Consider the following 21,758-nt stretch of genomic DNA (forward strand, 5'->3'; position numbering starts at 1 on the left):
GTGCACGGTACGGAGTTGGGTGGGGCGCGACCGGACGGGGCGGCGCGCCTGGCGAGCGACTGCTTACCGGATGCTCCGGACAACCGGCCGTTCCCGCTCGCACCGGCGCAGCTAGGGGTCTGGTACGCGCAGTTGCTCGATCCCGAAGTGCCGATCAATGTGGCCCAATACGTCGACGTGCCCGGCGTGCTGGATCTCGCGATCCTGCAAGAGGTTTCGGTCATCGCGGCGCGGGAGTACGAGTCGGTGCTGCTGCGCCTCGGCGAATCCGCCGGGGTGCCGAATCAGTGTGTAGACCAGACGAATTCGGTCGATATCCAGGCAATCGACCTGCGCGAGTACGCCGATCCGGTGGCCGCGGCGCACGAATGGATGCGGGCGGATGCGGGCGCGCCGGTCGACATACTGACCGATCGGCTGTTCGCGGGCGCCGTGCTGCGGGTCGCGGACCAGCGGTGCTTCTGGTACCTGCGGGCGCATCACATCGTGCTCGACGGGTTCGGCGCGCTGACCAATACGCAGCGGGTGGCGCAGTTGTATACCGCCAGGGTGCTCGGCACCGGGCCGCAGGCGATCCAGCCGGGGGCGATGGCCGAATTGGTCGAGGGTGAGCTCGCCTACCGGGATAGTTCGCGTTTCGAGACCGACCGGGCGCATTGGGCCGGGCGGATCGCGGGGCTCGACGGCGCGACCAGTCTGGACGGGCGGACCGCACCGCGCGCGGCGACCAATCTGGTGCTGGGGCGGGTATTGCCCGATGCGCTCGTCGATCGGATGAATATGCTTGCGGCGAACCAGGATTCGACGCTCGCGGTGGTACTGCTCGCGGCCTTCGCCGGATACCTCGGTCGGCTCACCGATCGGGGCGAGGCGGTGCTGAGTCTGCCGGTGACGGCGCGCACCACCGCGCTCATGCGGCGGTCGGCCGGAATGCTGTCGAATATCGTGCCGCTGCGGCTCGCGGTCGACGGCACCTGGGGGGATCTGCTGCGGGCGGCGCGCGTCGAGGTGGCGGGCGCGTTGCGGCACCAGCGGTATCGGCACGAGGACATCCGCCGCGATGCCGAGCACGACGGGCGGCCCGCGCGCCGCGCGCTGTTCGGACCGCTGGCCAACATCATGCTCTTCGGTAGCGAGCTGACGCTGGGCGATACGGTCGGCCGGTACCACGTGTTGTCCACCGGGCCGGTGGAGGATCTGAGCCTCAACGTCTATTACGGCGAGCGCGACAGCGTGCACGTCGATTTCGAGGCGAATCCGAATCTCTATGCCGCCGATGACATTGCGCGCCATCAGCGGCGGTTCGTGCGGTATCTGGAGCGGCTGGTGGCCATCGAGGTCGATACGCCGATGGCGGCGGTGGCGGTGGCGACCGAGCTGGAACTCGAGGTCAGCACCCGGATCTGGAATGCGACCGGATTCGACGTGCCCGCGGCGATCGCCGGTGCGCCCACGCTGGTTTCGCTGTTCGAGGCGCAGGTCGCACGGACGCCGGATGCGGTCGCGGTGCTGTTCGCGGGTGTGCCGGACCTGACCTATCGGGAGCTCGCGGCGCGCAGCAATCGGCTGGCGCGGCATTTGATCGGACTCGGCGTCGGGCCGGAGACGCTGATCGCGCTCGACATCCGCCGGTCACCGGAGCTGGTAGTCGCCATGTACGCCGTGCTCGCCGCGGGAGCGGCGTATGTGCCGCTGGATCCTGATCATCCGGCCGAGCGCACCACGCACATTCTGGCCACCGCGCGACCGGCATATGTACTGACAACTGAAGCCACGGAGTTTTCCGGAGTAACGGTGATCCGTCTCGATGAGCGGGATCTCGCGGAATATCCGGATGGTCCGGTCTGGGATCGGGAACGCACCGCCGCGCTGCGGCCGGGGCAGCCCGCGTACGTGATCTTCACTTCGGGGTCGACCGGGCTGCCGAAGGGGGTGGCCGTCACACACGAGGCGATCGTAAATCGGCTGGTGTGGATGCAGCAGCAGTATCGGCTGTCGGCGGATGATGTCGTACTGCAGAAGACGCCCGCAACCTTCGATGTCTCGGTGTGGGAGTTGTTCTGGCCGTTGCAGATCGGCGCGCGGCTGGTACTCGCCGAGCACGACGGTCATCGCGATCCGGTCTACTTGCGCGCGACGATAGACGAATACGGCGTGACGACAGCACATTTCGTGCCGTCGATGCTGGAAGTCTTTCTGGCACAGTCAGAGTTCGCCGGTGGTACCGCGCTGCGTACGGTCTTCACGTCCGGTGAAGCGCTGCCCGCGGCGCCGGCGCAGCGGCTGCGGGCGCTGACCGGGGTGCGGCTGCACAACCTGTACGGTCCCACGGAGGCGGCGGTGGACGTCACCTTCCATGAAGTGACCGATACCGATACCCTCTCGGTGCCGATCGGCGCGCCGGTCTTCAACACCCGGCTCTACGTGCTCGATTCGCGGTTGCGGCCGGTACCGGTCGGGGCTGCGGGCGAGCTGTATCTGTCGGGGGTACAGCTCGCCCGTGGTTATGTCGGGCGCCCCGGGCTCACCGCCGATCGGTTCGTCGCGAACCCGTTCGGGGCGGATCTGTTCGGGTCGGATCTGTTCGGGGCGGCCACCCGGATGTATCGCACCGGCGACCTGGTGCGCTGGACCACCCACGGTGAGCTGGAGTACCTGGGCCGCACCGACTTTCAGGTGAAGTTGCGCGGGCTGCGGATCGAGCTCGGTGAAATCGAAGCCGTGCTCGGGGCCGTCGATTCGGTGGTGCGCGCGGTGGTCTCGGTGCGCGATGACGGAGTGGGCGAGCAGTTGGTTGCCTATGCGGTTGAAGCCGAGCCCGGCTCGGTGTCTCCCGCCGAACTGCGCACCGCGGCACTGCGCGCGCTGCCCGCGTATATGGTGCCCGCCGCGTTCGTGGTGATGGATGCGCTGCCGGTCAATGCCTCCGGCAAATTGGATCGTGCCGCGCTGCCCGCACCCGAGCGGATCTCGACCGAATACGCCGAGGTCGCGACGCCGGTGGAGGCCACGGTCGCGCGGGTGTTCGGTGCGGTGCTCGGGCACGATCGGGTCGGGCGCGACGACGATTTCTTCGCGCTCGGCGGCAACAGTTTGGTGGCCACCCAGGTCGCGGCGCGGTTGGGCGCCGAACTGGGCTGCCGGCTCGGGGTTCGCGAACTGTTCACCGCTACCACGGTGTCCGCACTCGCCGAACTCATCGAGCGGGCGGGTGGATCCAGTGGCGTGCCGGTGCTCGCGCAGCTGCGGGCGCGGCACCGGCCGCCACTGGTTCCGCTATCTCCGGCGCAGCAGCGGATCTGGTTCCTCAACCGGTTCGAGACTTCCAGCGCCGGTTACAACATGCCGTTCGTGGTGCGATTGCGCGGTGCGGTCGATATTTCCGCACTGCGGCTGGCCTTGGCCGATCTGGTCGACAGGCATGAGGTGCTGCGCACGATCTTTCCCGCGGTATCGGCTGGAGTGGCGGCCCAGCAGGTCGTGTTGTCCGCGGACAAGGTTGTCGTCGCAGGCGAGCCGGAGTCGATCGGTGCGGACGAACTGGACGACGAGCTGGCTCGGTTCGCGGCGCTCGGATTCGATCTGGAGCGTGAGGTACCGATTCGGGCCCGGATTTTCGTGGTCGATGACGAGAGCTGCGCGCTGGCGCTGGTGCTGCACCACATTGCCGCGGATGGCGTGTCGTTGCGGGTGTTGGCGCGAGATGTGATGTCCGCGTACCGATCTCGGCACGCGGGCGATGTACTGGAATGGCTGCCGCTTTCGGTGCAGTACGCGGATTACAGCCTCTGGCAGCACGAATTGCTCGGCTCGGCCGAGGATCCCGATGCCGCGTCGGCCCGGCAGCGGGAGTTCTGGACGGCCACGCTCGCCGGTGCGCCCGATCTGATCGAGCTGCCCGCCGATCGGTCCCGGCCTGCCGTCGCATCCGGGCGGGGTGCGGTGTTCGGTTTCGAAATTCCGGGCGATGTACACGCCGAGGTGGTGAAACTTGCGCGTGCCCATGGTGTTTCGAACTTCATGGTGTTGCATGCCGCGCTCGCTGTGCTGTTGTCGCGGCTGTCCGGTAGCGATGACATCGTGATCGGCACGCCGGTGGCCGGCCGTGGTGAACGTGCGCTGGACGATCTCATCGGCATGTTCGTCAACACCCTGGTGCTGCGGACCGTGGTAGCTGCCGCCGCCCCCTTCTCGTCGCTGCTGGCACGGGTGCGCGAGACCGATCTCGCTGCCTTCGGCCATGCCGAATTGCCATTCGAGCAGCTGGTCGATGCCATCAACCCGCCGCGCTCGCAGGCGCGGCATCCGCTGTTCCAGGTATTGCTCGCTTTCGACAATGCCGCGGACATCGCCTTCGAACTCCCCGATTTATCGGTCTGCACCAGTACCCTGGACACCGGAGTGACCAAGTTCGATCTCCAGCTCACGGTCACCGAAGGCTTCGCCGGTGCCGGACTCAGGGAAGGTTCGGCACCGGCGGGAGTCTGTGCGGAATTCACGTACGCCACAGATCTATTCGACGAATCCACCATCGCGGACTATGCGCAGTGGTTGGTTCGGTTGCTGCGCGCGATCGTGGTCGATGCCGAGCTGGCGGTGGGTGATCTACCGCTGCTGGATGCGGCGAGTCGGCAGCGTGTGATCGAGTGCGGAATCGCGGAGTCGTCGAGCCGTGTCGCGACGCTGCCCGCCGCGTTCGAGACGCAGGTGCGGCGAACACCCGATGCTGTCGCGCTGGTGGACGCGTATGGCGCGCTGACGTATACGGAGTTCTCGCGGCTGGTGAATCGGCTTGCTCGTCGGCTGATCGCCGCCGGTGTCGGGCCCGAGACGCTGGTCGTGCTGGGTATGCGGCGGTCGGTGGAATTCGTTGTCGCGGCCTATGCCGTATTGACCGCGGGCGGCGGGTATGTGCCGGTGGATCCGGATCAACCGGCGGCGCGGCGTGCGCAGGTCGTTGCCTCGGCTCGGCCGGTGTGTGTGCTGACTCGGACCGGGGAAGGGTGGTCGACCGGACCCTCGGTCCTGGTGGTCGATGCGCTGGACTGCTCCGGTTATTCGGATGCGCCGGTGCGGGATTCGGATCGGCTGCGTCCGTTGCGGGCGACCAACACCGCGTACGTCATCTTCACCTCCGGCTCCACGGGCTTGCCGAAAGGTGTTGCGGTACAGCATGCCTCGGTGGTCAACCAGATCGACTGGATTGCCGACGAATACGGCATCGGGACCGACGATGTGGTTCTGTTCAAGACTCCGGCGACCTTCGATGTGTCGGTGTGGGAGCTGTTCGCGCCATTGACGCGCGGCGCGCGCATGGTGGTCGCCGAGCACGACGGGCATCGGGACAGTGCCTATCTGGCTGCGACCATTACGGCGCACCGGGTGACGATGACCTCGTTCGTGCCGTCGATGCTGACGGTATTCGCCGATGCCACCGGTATTGCCGAGATCGCCTCGTTGCGTACGGTTTTCGTGGCAGGTGAAGCGATGACCGGTGCAGCCGCGGCCCGCTTCGCTGCCGTGTGCCGAGCCGAACTGCACAATCTCTACGGCCCAACGGAATTTACCGTGCACGCCACCTATGCGCCCGTCGATCCGACCGTGCCGGGGGCAGTGCCGATCGGTCGGCCGGTGCGTTCGAGTCAGGTGCTGGTGCTCGACGCGCGGTTGCGGCCGGTGCCGGACCTGGTCGTCGGCGAACTCTACCTTTCCGGCGTTCAGTCGGCGCGCGGATACCACGGGCGGACGGAATTGACCGCCGAGCGGTTCGTGGCCAATCCGTACGGACCGGCCGGAGCCCGGATGTATCGGACCGGTGATCTGGTGCGGCGCAATCGGGCCGGTGAGCTGGAGTACCTGGGGCGCAGTGACTTTCAGGTAAAGCTGCGTGGGCAGCGGATCGAGCTCGGTGAGATCGAGGCGGCGCTGGTCGCTGCCGACGATGTGCGTGCCGCGGTTGTTCGGGTGTTCGCGCACGCGGCGGGTGAGCTGCTGGTCGCCTACGTGGTCACGGATATGCCAGCGGCGGAGCAGGCCGAGGTGCTGGGGCAGCGGCTGCGCGCCGTGCTGCCGTCGTACATGGTGCCGACGGCCTATGTCGGATTGGTGGAAATGCCGCTGACCAGCTCGGGCAAGGTGGATCGGAAGGGATTGCCCGATCCGGTGCTGACCGCGAAGACGTTTCGTGCACCAGTCACGTCTGCCGAGCATGCGGTGGCCGAGGTGTTCGCGGCGGTGCTCGGTGTCGATCGGGTCGGGTTGGACGACGACTTCTTCGCACTCGGCGGAAACTCCCTGGTGGCCACGCAGATTGCCGCGCGAATCGGCGCGGCCGTCGATGTCGATATTCCGGTCCGGCTGTTGTTCGAGCATTCGACCGTGGCGGCATTGGCCGCGCATCTGCCCGGTTCGGGGTCTGCGCGACGGGCGTTGGTCGCGCAGGCTCGACCCGATATCGTGCCGCTCTCCTATGCACAGCAGCGGATGTGGTTCCTCAATCAGTTCGATGCCGCCTCGGTGGCGAATAATCTGACGGCCGCGGTGCGACTGGTCGGCGCGCTCGATCTCGGCGCGCTGACGGATGCGGTCGCCGATGTCATCGGCAGGCATGAGGCGCTGCGCACCAGATATCCAGCCGTCGACGGTGTGCCGCGGCAGGAAGTGTTGCCGGTGGATGCGGTGGCGCTGGTGCCGGAGCCGGTCGAGGCTACGGAGTTGGCTGATCGGGTTCGAGCGCTGGCGGCAATGCCTTTCGCGGTCGATCGGGAGGCACCGGTTCGACTCACACTGCTGCGCACTGGGACCGAGCACGTACTGGTTGTCTCCATCCATCACATCAGTGCGGACGGTTGGTCCATCGCGCCCCTTACTCGGGATTTGATGGTCGCTTACGCCGCACGTTGCGTGGGCTCGGAGCCGAATTGGGTGTCGCTGCCGGTGCAGTATGCCGACTACACGCTGTGGCAGCGGGAAAGGCTCGGTGCGGAGGACGATCCGGAATCGCTGATCGCCCGGCAGATCCGCTATTGGTCGACCGAATTGGCCGATCTGCCGGATGTGCTGGCACTGCCGGGGGATCGGCCGCGTCCGGCGGTCGTGTCGGGTCATGGTGCGCGCTATGCCTTCACCATCGATGTCGCGACCCATCGTCGGTTGCGTGCTGTGGCGGAGGGCGCGAACGCGTCGCTGTTCATGGTGCTGCACGCGGCATTCGCCACGCTGCTGGCGAAACTCGCCGGGCAGCGCGATATCGCGATCGGGACCCCCGTCGCCGGTCGCGGCGCCGCCGAGTTGGACGGGCTCGTCGGGATGTTCGTCAACACCCTGGTGCTGCGGGCCGATGTGCGGCCCGAACTGACTTTTGCCGACTTGATCGCGGTGGTCCGCGATGGTGATCTGCGCGCCCTCGCACATGCCGATGTGCCGTTCGAGCGGCTGGTCGAGGTAGTGAATCCGGAGCGTTCCGCGGCCCGGCATCCGCTGTTCCAGGTCATGCTCGACTTCCAGCACACCGCGCAGACCAGTTTGGAGTTGGCCGGGCTCGAGGCCTCGATGCTCGATATCGACACGCGGACAGCGAAATTCGATCTGCAATTGACATTGACCGAATCTGTCGGCGCAGCCGGTATCGCAGCGATTTTCGAGTACGCCACCGACATGTTCGACGCGCGGACGGTCGCCTCGTTCGCGACTCGGCTCCAGCGCGTGCTCGATGCGGTCGCCGATCCACACGTGCGGATCGGTGATATCGATCTGCTCGCCGATGACGAGCGGGCACTGATCCTCGACACCTGGAATGCGACGGCATATCCGGTGGATGCCGAAGCGACGCTGGTATCGCTGTTCGAGGCGCAGGCAGCGCGGACTCCGGATGCCGTTGCGGTCACCTTCGAGGGCGAGTCGCCGGCCCACCCGTCACCCGACCACCACCCCTCAACGAGTCGCCACGCGACGCTCACATATGCGGAATTCGCCGGTCGGGTGAACAGGCTCGCGCGGCTGTTGGTGTCGATCGGGGTTCGTCCGGATACCACGGTGGCCATCGGCATGCGGCGATCGGTGGATCAGGTCGTGGCCATGTACGCCGTGCTCACGGCGGGCGGTGCGTATGTCCCGGTGGATCCAGAGCATCCGGTCGAGCGGATCACCCGGGCGCTGCGGTCGGCGCGCCCGGTGTGCGTGCTGACCCGCTCGGCGGATGGGCTGGTTCTCGACACCGACGAGCGCTCGTGCGCGTGGGCGGTGCTCGATGTGGATTTGTTCGACACTTCCGACTATTCGGATGCCCCGGTCACCGATGACGATCGGCTCGGCTCCTTGGTGCCGGGCAATGCCGCGTACGTGATCTTCACCTCCGGCTCGACGGGGCGGCCGAAGGGAGTCGCGGTTTCGCATGCGGCGATCGTCAATCGTCTGGTGTGGATGCAGGACACTTACTCGCTGACCAGCGATGATGTCGTGCTGCATAAGACGCCCGCCACCTTCGATGTGTCGGTGTGGGAGTTCTTCTGGCCGTTGCAGGTCGGGGCGCGTTTGGTGGTGGCGCGGCCGGATGGGCATCGTGATCCGGCGTACTTGGCGCGGGTCATCCGCCGCGAAGGAGTCAGTGTCGCGCATTTCGTGCCGTCGATGTTGGTGGTGTTCGTCGCGGAACCGGCAGCGGCTGAATGTGATTCGCTGCGGATGGTATTCGCGTCGGGGGAGGCATTGGCGCCGAAGCCGGCGCATCGGCTGCGTGAGCTGACCGGTGCGGCTGTACACAACCTGTACGGCCCGACCGAGGCGGCAGTGGATGTCACCAGCCATGAGGTCACCGATGCCGATGTGGATTCCGTGCCGATCGGTGCGCCGGTATTCAACACCCAGGTCTGTGTGCTCGATGCGCGGTTGCGTCCGGTGCCGGTGGGGGTTGCCGGCGAGTTGTATTTGGCCGGTGCGCAATTGGCGCGCGGGTTTATCGGGCGGCCGGATCTGACCAGCGATCGGTTTGTCGCGAATCCGTTCGGCGATGGTGCGCGGATGTATCGGACGGGAGATCTCGTGACCTGGCGCGCGGATGGGGCGCTCGAGTATTCGGGGCGCACCGATTTCCAGGTCAAGCTGCGTGGTCTGCGGATCGAGCTCGGTGATATCGAAACCGCGATCACCGGTTTGGATTCGATTGCGCAGGCGGTGGTGGTGCTGGGGGACGGGCAGCAACTGGTCGCGTATGTCGTCGCGGCGACCGAGGTCGATACCGATGCCATGAAATCCGCTCTGAGCAGGCAACTGCCCGCGTATATGGTGCCGTCCGCGTTCGTCGTGCTCGATGAATTTCCGCTCAATGCTTCCGGCAAGCTGGATCGGAAGGCCCTGCCGGCACCCGTATTCGAGGCGGCGGTTTTCCGTGCTCCCGTCACGGCCACCCAGGAAATCGTTGCGCGGACCTTTGCCGAGGTGCTGAATGTCGAGCTGGTCGGTCTCGACGATGATTTCTTCGCACTCGGTGGAAACTCACTCAACGCCAGCCAGGTCGTGGCCAGGTTGGGGGCGGCACTGGACATGCGGCTGCCGGTGCGGATGCTGTTCGAGGCGCCCACGGTCGCCGCATTGGCGGCCGCGACGCAGGCGCATGAGGGACGCGGCTACATCGCGTTGAGCGCGCGCCCGCGCCCGGCGCGGATTCCGCTCTCACCGGCTCAGCAGCGCATGTGGTTCCTCAACCGGTTCCTTGCCGATTCCGCCGGTCCGGGCGATGCCGTGGACAACATCCCATTGGCGCTGCGGCTCACCGGCGATCTGGATGTGGCCGCACTGTCCGCCGCGCTGGCGGATGTGGTCGCTCGGCACGAGACGCTGCGGACGGTCTATCCCGACGGAACCGATGGCGCGGAGCAGGTGATCATCACTGCGGCTGTGCCGCCATTGCAACCGGAGCTGATCACCGGAGCCGAACTCGGGGCGCACCTTTCCGCATTCGCGGCGATCACCTTCGATCTGACCACAGACGTGCCACTGCGGGCCCGACTGTTCACCGATGGCCACGAACACGTGCTAGCACTTGTGCTGCACCATATTTCGGCCGACGGATTCTCGCTCGGACCGCTCGCGCGCGATCTCATGACCGCCTATGCCGCGCGTCGAGATGGCATCGTGCCCGCATGGGCTGCATTGCCCGTGCAGTATGCCGATTACACGCTCTGGCAGGCCGAAACACAGGGTGACGATGCGGATGCGGAGTCGCAGGCACACCGGCAACTCGCATTCTGGCGGCGCGTGCTGGCGGGTCTGCCCGAACAACTGGAGCTTCCCACCGACCGGCCGCGACCGGCCGTCTCGTCGTATCGCGGTGAAACCCACCGGCTCCACATCGACTCCGATTTGCACAGTGAACTGCGCGAACTGGCCCGCAAGCGGGAAACGACGCTGTTCAGCACGATGCATGCGGCGCTGGCCGTCTTGTTGTCGCGCTTGTCGGTGAGTGAGGACATCGCGATCGGTACGCCGGTCGCGGGTCGCGGTGATGCCGCGCTGGATGGGCTCGTCGGGATGTTCGTCAACACCCTGGTGTTGCGCACCCGGATCGACACCAGGGCACGCTTCGAGACGGTGCTGGACACCGTGCGCGCACAGGATATCGAGGCGCTGTCGCATGCGGACGTACCGTTCGAGCGGCTCGTCGAGGTCATCGCGCCGACACGGGCACAGAATCGGAATCCGCTGTTCCAGGTGGCATTGACTTTCCAGAATTTCACGCTGCCACCGCTCGAACTCGCCGATCTCGTGGTGCGTCCGGTCGAATTCGACGCGGCGGCAGCCAAATTCGATTTGCAGTTCACGGTGGTCGAATCCGATGACGCCGATGGCCGTGCCGATGGCATGGAAATCGAGATCACCTATGCGACAGATCTTTTCGACGCGGACACGATCGCGGTGCTCGGTCGCCGGTGCACTCAGGTGTTGGCCGCCATCGCCGCCGATGCGACGGTCGTGGTCGGGGATATTCAATTGCTCAGCGCCGAGGAACAGCATCGCGCACTGTACGAATGGTCCACTCCGACAAGGACTTATGTCACCGAAACCGCCACACTGGCCGACCGGTTCGCGCTGGCCGCCGCGCTCGATCCGACAGCCGTCGCCGCCCGGGCAGGGACGCGGTCGCTGTCCTATGCCGAACTCGACGCCTGGTCGAACCGGCTGGCCAGGCGGCTGATCGCGGCCGGGGTCGGACCGGAAGCACTGGTGGCGGTGGCGCTGCCGCGGTCGGTAGAACTGGTCGTCGCGTTGGTCGCGGTGATCAAGGCGGGCGGTGGTTATCTGCCGATCGATCCGGATTATCCGGCGGATCGGATCGAATACATACTCGATGACGCCCGGCCGATCTGCGCGATAACCAGCGCCGAAACCGATTTGGCACCCGGCTGGTTCGGCGGGCCGGTGATCGATATCGCTGCTGCGAATCAGTGTTCGAGCGCCATCTCCCAGACGGAGCGACGCAGGCCGCTGAATCCGGCGCATACGGCTTACGTCATTTACACCTCCGGATCCACCGGGAACCCGAAGGGCGTGGTCGTCCCGCACCGCAATGTGTTGCGTCTGCTCGACAACACCCGGTGCCACTTCGAGTTCGGGCCCTCGGATGTCTGGACCCTGTTCCACTCCTACGCCTTCGACTTCTCGGTATGGGAGCTCTGGGGTGCGCTGCTGCACGGCGGCACGCTCGTAGTGGTCGACTACTACACCTCGCGATCACCGCAGCAATTCCTGGAACTGCTTGCCGCGGAACGGGTGACAGTGCTGAACCAGACGCCGTCGGCCTTCTATCAACTGATTGCCGCAGAGCCTGCCGAACTCGCACTGCGCTATGTGATTTTCGGTGGCGAGGCATTGGAACCGCAGCGGCTCCTCGGCTGGTTCGCTCGGCATCCGCGGTCGCCGCGACTGGTGAATATGTACGGCATCACCGAGACCACCGTGCATGTGTCCTACCGGCCGATCGAGGCGGGCACCGGATCGGCGAGTGTGATCGGTGGGGCCATACCCGGATTGGTCGTGCGGGTGCTCGATGCGCGGTTGCGGCCGGTGCCGGTCGGGGTACCCGGCGAGATCTACGTCTCCGGTGGTCAGTTGGCGCGTGGCTATCTCGGACGGCCCGCGCTCACCGCGAGCCGGTTCGTGGCCGATCCGTACGCCGGGGACGGTGCGCTGGCCTATCGGTCCGGTGACCTCGCACGGTGGACGGCCGACGGGGAGTTGGAGTATCTGGGCCGGGCCGACCAGCAGGTGAACCTGCGTGGGTTCCGCATCGAGTTGGGGGAGATCGAGGCGGCGCTGCTGGATGCGAGTGCAGCGGTGCGCGAGGTGGCGGTGGTCGTGCGCAGCGATCTGGTGGATGAGCCGCGCATCGTCGCGTATGTGGTCGGCTTCGACGCGGTCGATCGGGTGCGGCTGCGACGGCAGCTCGCGCGCCGGTTGCCTGAGCACATGGTGCCCGCCGCGATCGTGGTGGTGGATCGAATTCCATTGACCGTCAACGGAAAGCTGGATCGGGCGGCGTTGCCCGCGCCCGAATTCGAAGCGACGACCTATCGCAAGCCGGGGACTGTCGAAGAGGAGATCGTCGCCGGGACTTTCGCGGATGTGCTCGGAATAGACGGTCTGATCGGCGCGGATGACGACTTCTTCGCCCTCGGCGGCTCCTCCCTGCTCGCCGCGAAAGCCGCCGCTCGCATCGGGGCAGCGCTAGGGCGCACCGTCGGAATCCGCGCATTGTTCGAATCGCCGCGGGTCGCCGACCTCGCCGCGGCGGTGAGCGCGACCGATATGGCTGCGACCAGGCCGGCGCTGGTGGCCGCCGCCCGTCCGGACCGAATTCCGCTCTCCCCGGCGCAGCAGCGCATGTGGTTCCTCAACCGGTTCGACCAGCACTCCATTGCCTACAACATTCCGTTGGCGCTACGGCTCACCGGCGCATTGGATATCGCGGCGCTACGAGCCGCGGTCGGGGATCTGATCGGCCGACATGAATCGCTGCGGACACGGTATCCGGAAGTGGACGGTGCGGCGACCCAGCTGATCGTGCCGGTCGTGCAGGCGATCCCATCGCTGTACCCGATTGATATCTCTGAAGCCGAAGTGCCGGAACGGATTCGGGAGCTGGCGGCTACCACGTTCGATGTGACGACCGATATCCCGGTGCGGATGCGGCTGTTCCGGATAGCGGGGCGTGCGGAGTTCGTATTGGCGGCGGTGCTGCATCACATTGCCGCGGACGGATCCTCGCTCGCGCCATTCGTCCGGGATCTGATGCTGGCCTACAGCGCACGCCTGGACGAAAGTGCGCCCGGCTGGACACCGCCCGTCATGCAGTACGCGGATTACGCACTGTGGCAGCGGCAACTGCTCGGTCGCGAGGACGAGCCCGAATCGCTTTCGGCACAACAGATCGCATTCTGGACCAGGACGCTGGACGGACTGCCGGATCAACTGGCGCTGCCGACCGATCACCCGCGGCCCGCGCGGCAGAGTTTGCGCGGCGTGAAAGTGGAGTTCGCGATCGACGCGCGGTTGCACAGCGCGCTCGTCGCGCTCGGACGACGCAGTGGCGCAACGCTGTTCATGGTGGTACACGCGGCGTTCTCCGCACTTCTCGCTCGGCTGTCGGGCAGTTCGGATATCGCGATCGGTACGCCGATCGCGGGCCGGGGCGATGCGGAACTCGACGATGTCATCGGCATGTTCGTGAACACGCTGGTGTTGCGTACTCGGGTCGATGGCGGTGAAGGCTTCGATGCGCTGCTCGAGCAGGCCAGGGCCGCCGATATCGCCGCCTTCTCGCATGCGGATGTGCCGTTCGAGCGCCTGGTGGAGGTGCTGAATCCAGAGCGATCGACAGCGCGGCATCCGCTGTTCCAGGTCGGGCTTTCGTTCCAGAATCACGAGCGCGGTGAACTACGGCTGCCCGGGCTCGAAGTGCGAGAACTCGAATTCGACAGTGGGGTAGCACAATTCGATCTGCACCTGTTCGCTATCGATCACTACGGTGCGGACGGCGCGCCCGAAGGCATCGATCTCGCGCTCGGATTCGCGACGGACTTGTTCGAGCCCGCTAGCGCGCAGCGGTTCAGTGCCCAGCTGCTCCGAGTGTTCGAATCGGTTGTTGTCCAGTCGGATACGGCTGTCGGTGAGTTGGATCTGCTCGGTGCGGCGGAGCGCGCGCGGTTGCTCGAGGAGTGGAACAGGACCGCGCATCCGGTGGCCTCGGCGACATTGGCGGATCTCGTCGATGCTCAGGTGGCGCTGACGCCCGAGGGTGTCGCCTTGGTCGATGCGAGCTTCGAATCGGCGCTCACCTATGCCGAATTCGATACCGCCGTCAACAGGTTGGCGCGCAAGTTGATTGCCGACGGGGTCGGCCCGGAGGCGACCGTCGTGCTCGCAATGCGGCGCTCGGTCGAGTTGGTCGTCGCCATGTACGCGGTGGTGCGAGCCGGTGGTGCGTACGTGCCCATCGATCCGGATCATCCGGTCGACCGGATCGCGTACGTTATCGAGACGGCCGCGCCGACGTGTGTGCTCACCACGTCACGCGATGGTTTGCCCATCGAAACATCTCTTCCCGCAATGGAAGTGGATCGACTCGAGCTGGCCGACTACGCGGCGACTCCGATTATGGATCGCGAACGGGTGCGACCCTTGCGACCCGAGCACCCGGCATATGTGATCTTCACATCCGGTTCGACCGGACTGCCCAAGGGCGTCACCATTTCGCACGCGGCGATAGTCAACCAATTGGCCTGGCTGCGTGACCGATTCGCACTCGGGCCACACGGGAGTGCGTTGCTCAAGACTCCGGCGACGTTCGACCTGTCGGTGTGGGAGTTCTGGTCGGTCCTGACGACGGGCGGTCGCCTGGTGGTGACCGAGCCCGGCACCGAACGCGATGCGGATCGGCTGCTCGCCCTGATCGAACGGCATGCGGTGACGGTGCTGCACGCCGTGCCGTCACTGGTCGGCATGCTGCTCGCGGTATCGGATGCGCCGCTGCCGAACTCGCTGCGTCAGGTACTCGCCATCGGTGAGGCGCTGCCGCCCGCCACCGCGATCGAATTCCGTCGTCGAGCCGGACATTCCGGTGCACGACTGTTCAACCTGTACGGACCGACCGAGGCAGCCGTGTCGATCACCGCCTTCGAAGTCGATGCGGACCCGACCCATATCGTGCCGATCGGCGCGCCCGCCTGGAACAGCCGGGTCTACGTCCTCGATTCGCGGTTGCGGTCGGTCCCGGTGGGTGTGACCGGCGAGTTGTATCTGGCCGGGGCGCAATTGGCGCGCGGCTATCAACGCAGGCCCGGGCTGACCGCCGACCGTTTCGTCGCGGACCCCTTCGCGAGCGCCGTCGGCGCGACGATGTACCGGACCGGCGATATCGTCCGCTGGCGTTCCGATGGCACGCTCGAATATCTGGAGCGCGCCGACTTCCAGGTCAAGATCGGTGGATTCCGGATCGAGCTCGGCGAGGTGGAGGCCGCGCTGCTGCGGCTACCCGAGGTGCGCGCCGCCGTTGCGGTGGCGCACTCTGGAACTCGGCTCATCGCCTACGTTGCGGTGTCGGACTCGACCGCTGCTCCCGAACTGGCCGGGGCGTTGCGTGCGGCGGTGGCGACAGAGCTGCCCACCTACATGGTGCCCGCCGCGATCGTTGTGCTGGAGTCGTTGCCGCTCAATGCCAATGGCAAGGTCGATCGGGCCGCACTGCCCGAGCCGGCATTCACCGCGGCCGCTTTCCGCGCACCGACAAGTGAGCTGGAGCGCTTGGTCGCCGCCACGTTCGTCGAGGTGATCGCGGCCGAGGAAACGGTCGGGCTGGATACCGACTTCTTCGCGCTCGGGGGCAATTCGCTATTGGCGACCCGGCTGGCGGCACAGTTGGGCGCGGCACTCGGAGTGCGGATCCCGGTGGCCGCGGTATTCGACGCACCGACCGTCGGGCTGCTCGCCGCGCGACTGGGCGACCTCGGGGACGTCGATGCCAGGCCCGCGCTCACTCGGCGTTCCGGCGGCGCGCCTGCACCGCTTTCGCCGGCACAGCAGCGGATGTGGGTGGTCAATCGGCTGGCCCCGGACGCCTCGGCCTACAACATCCCCGCCGCACTGCGTTTGACCGGTGCATTGGATATCGCTGCCCTCGGCGCGGCAATCCTGGACGTGATCGAACGCCACGAAACCCTGCGCACCCGATATCCGGATGCCGAGCCCGAACCGGTGCAGCAAGTACTGGACGTCGCCGAAGTCGATCTGGCACCGATCCTGTCGGCACAGAATGATATCGACGCGCGCATCGCTGAATTCGTCACCGCCGGTTTCGATATCACCTCGGCACCACCGGTCCGCGCGGCATTGTTCCGCACCGACGGTGATGAGCATGTGCTCGTCGTAGTGCTGCACCACATCAGCGCCGACGGCTATTCCGTCGCTCCGATGACGCGGGATCTCATGCGTGCTTACCTCAGCCGGATCGCGGGCAATGCGCCCGACTGGGAGCCACTGCCGATCCAGTACGTCGACTACAGCGTCTGGCAACGCGCGGTGCTCGGCTCCGATCGCGATCCGAACAGCCTGCTGTCCAGGCAACTCGGCTATTGGACAAGGGAATTGGCGGGCTTGCCCGAGGTACTGCCCTTGCCGACCGATAGACCGCGCCCGGCGCGCCGGGATATGCGCGGTGCCACAGTCGGTTTCGAAATCGACACGGTACTCACCGCGCGATTGGAAACGGTTGCCCGTGCGCACGGCACAACACTGTTCACCCTGATCCACACCGCGTTCGCGGTCCTGCTCGCGAAACTGTCCGGCACCACGAATATTGCCATCGGCGCACCGGTCGCGGGGCGCGGCGAGCGTGAACTCGACGATCTGATCGGCATGTTCGTGAATACCGTCGTACTGCGGACGGAGGTCGACGCACGCACCGGCTTCGCGGATCTGCTTCGCCAGGCCCGAGATCGCGATATCGCGGCGCTGTCCCATGCCGACGTGCCGTTCGAGCGGGTGGTCGATGCCGTCGGCCGGAACAGGTCCAGTGCCTATACGCCGCTGTTCCAGGTGATGTTCACCTTCCAGAATATGGCGTCCGACCGCGTCGCATTGCCCGGGCTCGAGGTCGAGGTGCTCGATCTCGAGCTGGCGGAGGCCAAATACGACCTGCAGCTCACCGGCATCGAGTTGTTCGACGCGGCCGGTGACCGGGCCGGACTGGGTATGCGATTCGGTTACGCGACCGACATTTTCGATGCCGCGACGGTCCGGCTGTTCGCCGAGCGGCTACTCCACATATTCGAGGTAATCGTGAAAGACCCGGCTATCGCGATCCGCGCCATCGACATTCGCGATGCCGCCCAACAGTCGGCAAGCCCTGCGGTTCCCGCCGACCTGCGCGCACTGATCAACGCCGCCGCCGAAATCAATCACCGTGCCGTTGCTTTCACTCATGACGAGCACGCGGTGACCTTCGGCGAGCTGGCCGCGAAGCTCGCGACGGTCGCCAAGGCCATGGGGACCACCGCGAAACCGGAAGCGCTCATCAATGTCGCCCTGGCCGGGCTGGTGCCCGGCCTCCTGGCCGCGCTCGGCGGCAGTGGTCTCGCCGCAGTCCTGCGGTCCCTGCACACCGAGGCGCGGGCCGTGCTCGCCAACTCGGATCCGGAAGTCGATTCGGAAGGAATCAACTGATGTCCCAGGCAGAATCGGTCGCATCCAGCAAACTCGGCAATCGAATTGCCGCATACGATCATTCGGCACTGCGCCGCGCGTACGGACTCGACGATCTCCCCATCCTGATCGATAAGGTCGCCGAATTGGATCCGGATCGGGTCGCTCTACGCCACGACGGCACCACCATCACCTACGGTGTGCTGGCCACCGAGATCATGGTGCTGGACGAGGCGATGGGCGGCGGTCTCGGTGCCGACGCACTGGTATCGGTCGTGGTCTCCAGCCAACTGCCCGCCCTGCTGGAGTCCGAGGACGGCGCACTCGGCATCGTGCTGGAGGGACTGCTCGATGATGCCCTGACGGCGGCGGCGCACGCGCTGCCGTCGATATTCGCGCCGATCGAGACCCTGGTCAGCGAATTCGAGGCACAGGTGCGCCGGACACCGGACGCGGTAGCCCTGGAGTACGCGGGTGCGACGTTGACATATGCCGAGTTCGACGACCGGGTGAACGCCGTCGCGCTGCGGTTGATCGACCTGGGTGTCGGCCCGGACAGCCTGGTGGGACTCGCCGTCCGACGTTCGTTCGACCTGCTGGTCGGCATGTACGCGATCCTGAAGGCGGGTGGTGCGTATGTGCCGATCGATCCGGAGCATCCGGTCGAGCGCATCGGCTACGTGCTCGAGGTCGCCGCACCGGTCCTGGTACTCACCACGACCCACGACCAGCCCGAGCTCGGACCGGGTATCCCGGTACTGCGGATCGACGAATTCGACACCGTCGAAGCTGGGGCGTCGATGGATGACCGTCCGCGTCCGTCGGCGGACAATACCGCCTACGTCATCTTCACCTCCGGATCGACCGGACGCCCGAAAGGTGTTGCGGTATCGCACCGTTCGATTCTGGCCAATCTACGGTGGCGACAGCGGCTGTATCGGCTACGCGGCGATGATGTGGTGCTGCAGAAGACGCCGTTCACCTTCGACGTCTCGGTATGGGAATTCTTCTGGCCGTTGCAGATCGGTGCGCGTCTGGTGATCGCGGCGCCGGATGGTCATCGCGATCCGGCGTATCTGACGCGCACGATCGCCGAACGCGGCGTCACCGTCGCGCATTTCGTGCCCTCCATGCTCGCCGTATTCGTGGCCGAATCGCAGATCGAAAGCGCGGCACGGACCTTGCGCCTGGTATTCGCCTCCGGCGAGGCGCTACCGGCCGCCACCGCGGCCGCCTTCCGCGATATCAGCGGCGCGACACTGCACAACCTGTACGGCCCCACCGAGGCCGCCGTCGATGTCACCGCGCACGAGGTCACCGCCGCCGACAGCACGACCGTGCCCATCGGTGCGCCCGCCGACGACACCGAATTGCTGGTGCTGGACGACAATCTGAGGCCGGTGGCCACTGGCGTGGTCGGTGAGCTCTATCTCGCCGGCGTGCAACTGGCCCGCGGCTACGTGGCCCGTCCGGGACTGACCGCCGACCGGTTCGTGGCCAATCCGGAAGGTGCGCCCGGTGACCGGATGTATCGCACCGGCGACCTGGTCCGCTGGCGCACCGATGGCGGCGGCCCGGACGAACTGGAATATCTGGGCCGCATCGACTTCCAGGTCAAACTGCGCGGGCTGCGCGTCGAACTCGGCGAGGTCGAGGCGGCGCTGCTGCGCAATGAGCAGGTCGCGCAGGCCGCGGTGCTGCTGCATCGGCATGCGGGCGGTGATCACCTGGTCGGTTACGTGGTGGCCGACGGTGGTGTCACCATCGATTCGGCCGCGGTAGTCGAATCGATGCGCCGGGACCTACCGGACTACATGGTGCCGTCGCTGGTGGTTGTCCTCGACGAAATGCCGGTCAACGCCAATGGCAAGCTCGATCGGCGCGCACTGCCGGAACCGGTATTCGGAACGGCCGCGTATCGGGAACCATCGACCGAGGCCGAGGTAGCCGTCGCCGAGATCTTCGGTCGGCTGCTGGAGACGGAACGGGTCGGCGCGGACGACGACTTCTTCGCGCTGGGTGGCAACTCGCTCATCGCTACCCGCGCTATTGCCCGAATCGGGGCCGCGCTCGGCATCACCGTCGATGTCCGCGACTTTTTCGACCGCCCGACGGTAGCGGCGCTGGCTGGGCTGGCACGCACCGGAGCCGCACGACCGGCGCTCACCGCAGCCGCACGGCCGCAGCACATTCCACTGTCTCCGGCGCAGCGGCGCATGTGGTTTCTCAACCGGTTCGGCACGCACACCGAATCCGCCTACGTCTTCGATACCGCGGCGGTGGACAATATTCCGGTCGCACTGCGGCTGCGCGGTGCACTCGAGGTCACCGCCCTGTCCGCGGCGATCACCGACCTCGTTGCCAGGCACGAGATCCTGCGCACCGTCTATCCGCAGACCGCCGATGGTCCGGCTCAGGTGGTGCGGCCGATGCACGCCGCGTTCGACCTCTCCCCGAGCGCTATTCCCGAGGCCGAACTCGCCGCCGCGGTATTGGCAGGCGCGGTACAGGGATTCGATGTCACCGAGGAGATTCCGGTCCGGGTGCGGCTGCTGCGCAGCGGACCCGAGGACCACACATTGGTCCTGGTGGTGCATCACATCGCCGCCGACGGTGTCTCGATGGGACCGCTGATGCGCGATCTCGTCACCGCCTATGCGGCCCGTCGTGTCGGCCGCCGACCGGACTGGGCGCCGCTGCCCGTGCAGTACGCGGACTACGCGTTGTGGCAGCAGCAGGTGCTCGGCAGCGAGGACGACCGGGAATCGGTGGCCGCACGCCAGCTCGAATTCTGGGCCGCCGAATTGGCCGACCTGCCCGCACAGCTGGATCTGCCCACCGATCGGCCCCGCCCCGCCGTCGCGTCCTACCGCGGGGCGACCCATGAGTTCGCCATCGACGCGGAGCTACGCCATGCGATCGACCGGATTGCCGCCCGCAGTCGCGCCACGCCCTTCATGGTGGTCCATGCGGCGCTCGCCATGTTGCTCGCGCGGCTGTCCGGCACCGCCGATATCGCCATCGGCACACCCGTCGCGGGACGTGGCGATCGCGCCCTGGACGACCTGGTCGGCATGTTCGTCAATACCCTCGTGCTGCGTACCGAGGTACGGGGCGAGCTGAGCTTCGCCGACCTCGTCGCCCATGCGCGCGAGCGCGATCTGAATGCCTTCGCGCACAGCGATATTCCCTTCGAGCGTCTGGTCGAGGTGGTGAATCCGGCGCGTTCCCAGGGCAGGCATCCGCTGTTCCAGGTCGCGCTGTTCATGCAGAACATCGGCCCGATCGCATTGACCATGCCCGGCCTGGACGCGGAGCTGGTCGATTTCGATCCCGGCTTCGCCAAATTCGATCTGCAGCTCACCCTTTCCGATACCGAGGCGGGCTACCGCGCCGAATTCACCTATGCCACCGACCTGTTCGATGCCGCGACCGTGCGCGAGTTCGGTATCAAATTTCTCCGGCTGCTGCGCGCGGCGGCCGCCGATCCGGATGTCACGGTCGGCGATATCGAACTTCTCGACGCGGGTGAACTCGATTACGTCACCGCGAGCTGGAATGCCAGCGGGCACAAGGTCGCCGATCGATTTCTGCACGAAGGGTTCGACAGCCAGGTTCGTCGCACGCCGAATGCCGTTGCCCTGGCTTCCGATACCACCGAACTCACATATACCGAACTGACCGAGCGGGCCAATCGCCTCGCGCGGCTGCTGATCAGTACCGGCGTCGGCCCGGAATCGCTGGTGGTGCTCGCGCTGCCGCGCTCGATCGAGCTGGTCGTCGCGATGTATGCGGTGCTGCGCGCCGGCGGCGCCTACGTTCCGGTGGATCCCGGGCATCCGGCCGAACGCATCTGGCACATCCTCGATACCGCCCGGCCGCATTCGGTACTCACCACGCGCGGAACCGGTTTCGCCCTCCCCGCGACCGTGCCGCCGAGCGTGCACCTGCACCATATCGACGAACTGGACCTTTCGGAGTACTCGGCGGCGAATATCACCGACCGCGAGCGTCGCGCGTTACTGCGGCCCGAGCACCCCGCCTACGTAATCTTCACCTCCGGCACG

At 66.4% G+C, this 21,758-nt stretch carries 2 protein-coding genes (1 of these 2 running past the window's edge); both read left to right on the forward strand.

Annotation, left to right across the window (positions count from 1 at the left end; translation table 11 throughout):
- Complete coding sequence (locus ACQPXH_RS05440; RefSeq protein ID WP_433601231.1) at positions 1-17,712, forward strand: non-ribosomal peptide synthase/polyketide synthase; 17,712 nt, start codon at positions 1-3, stop codon at positions 17,710-17,712.
- Positions 17,712-21,758: the 5' portion of a non-ribosomal peptide synthase/polyketide synthase gene (locus ACQPXH_RS05445; RefSeq protein ID WP_433601232.1), read on the forward strand. 21,114 nt of this gene lie beyond the right edge of the window; 4,047 of the gene's 25,161 nt are visible here — the first part of the coding sequence; it begins with the start codon at positions 17,712-17,714; the stop codon falls past the right edge of the window. The genes ACQPXH_RS05440 and ACQPXH_RS05445 overlap by 1 nt, the downstream gene beginning before the upstream one ends.

This window comes from Nocardia sp. CA-135953 (assembly GCF_050955735.1).
GTDB lineage: Bacteria > Actinomycetota > Actinomycetes > Mycobacteriales > Mycobacteriaceae > Nocardia.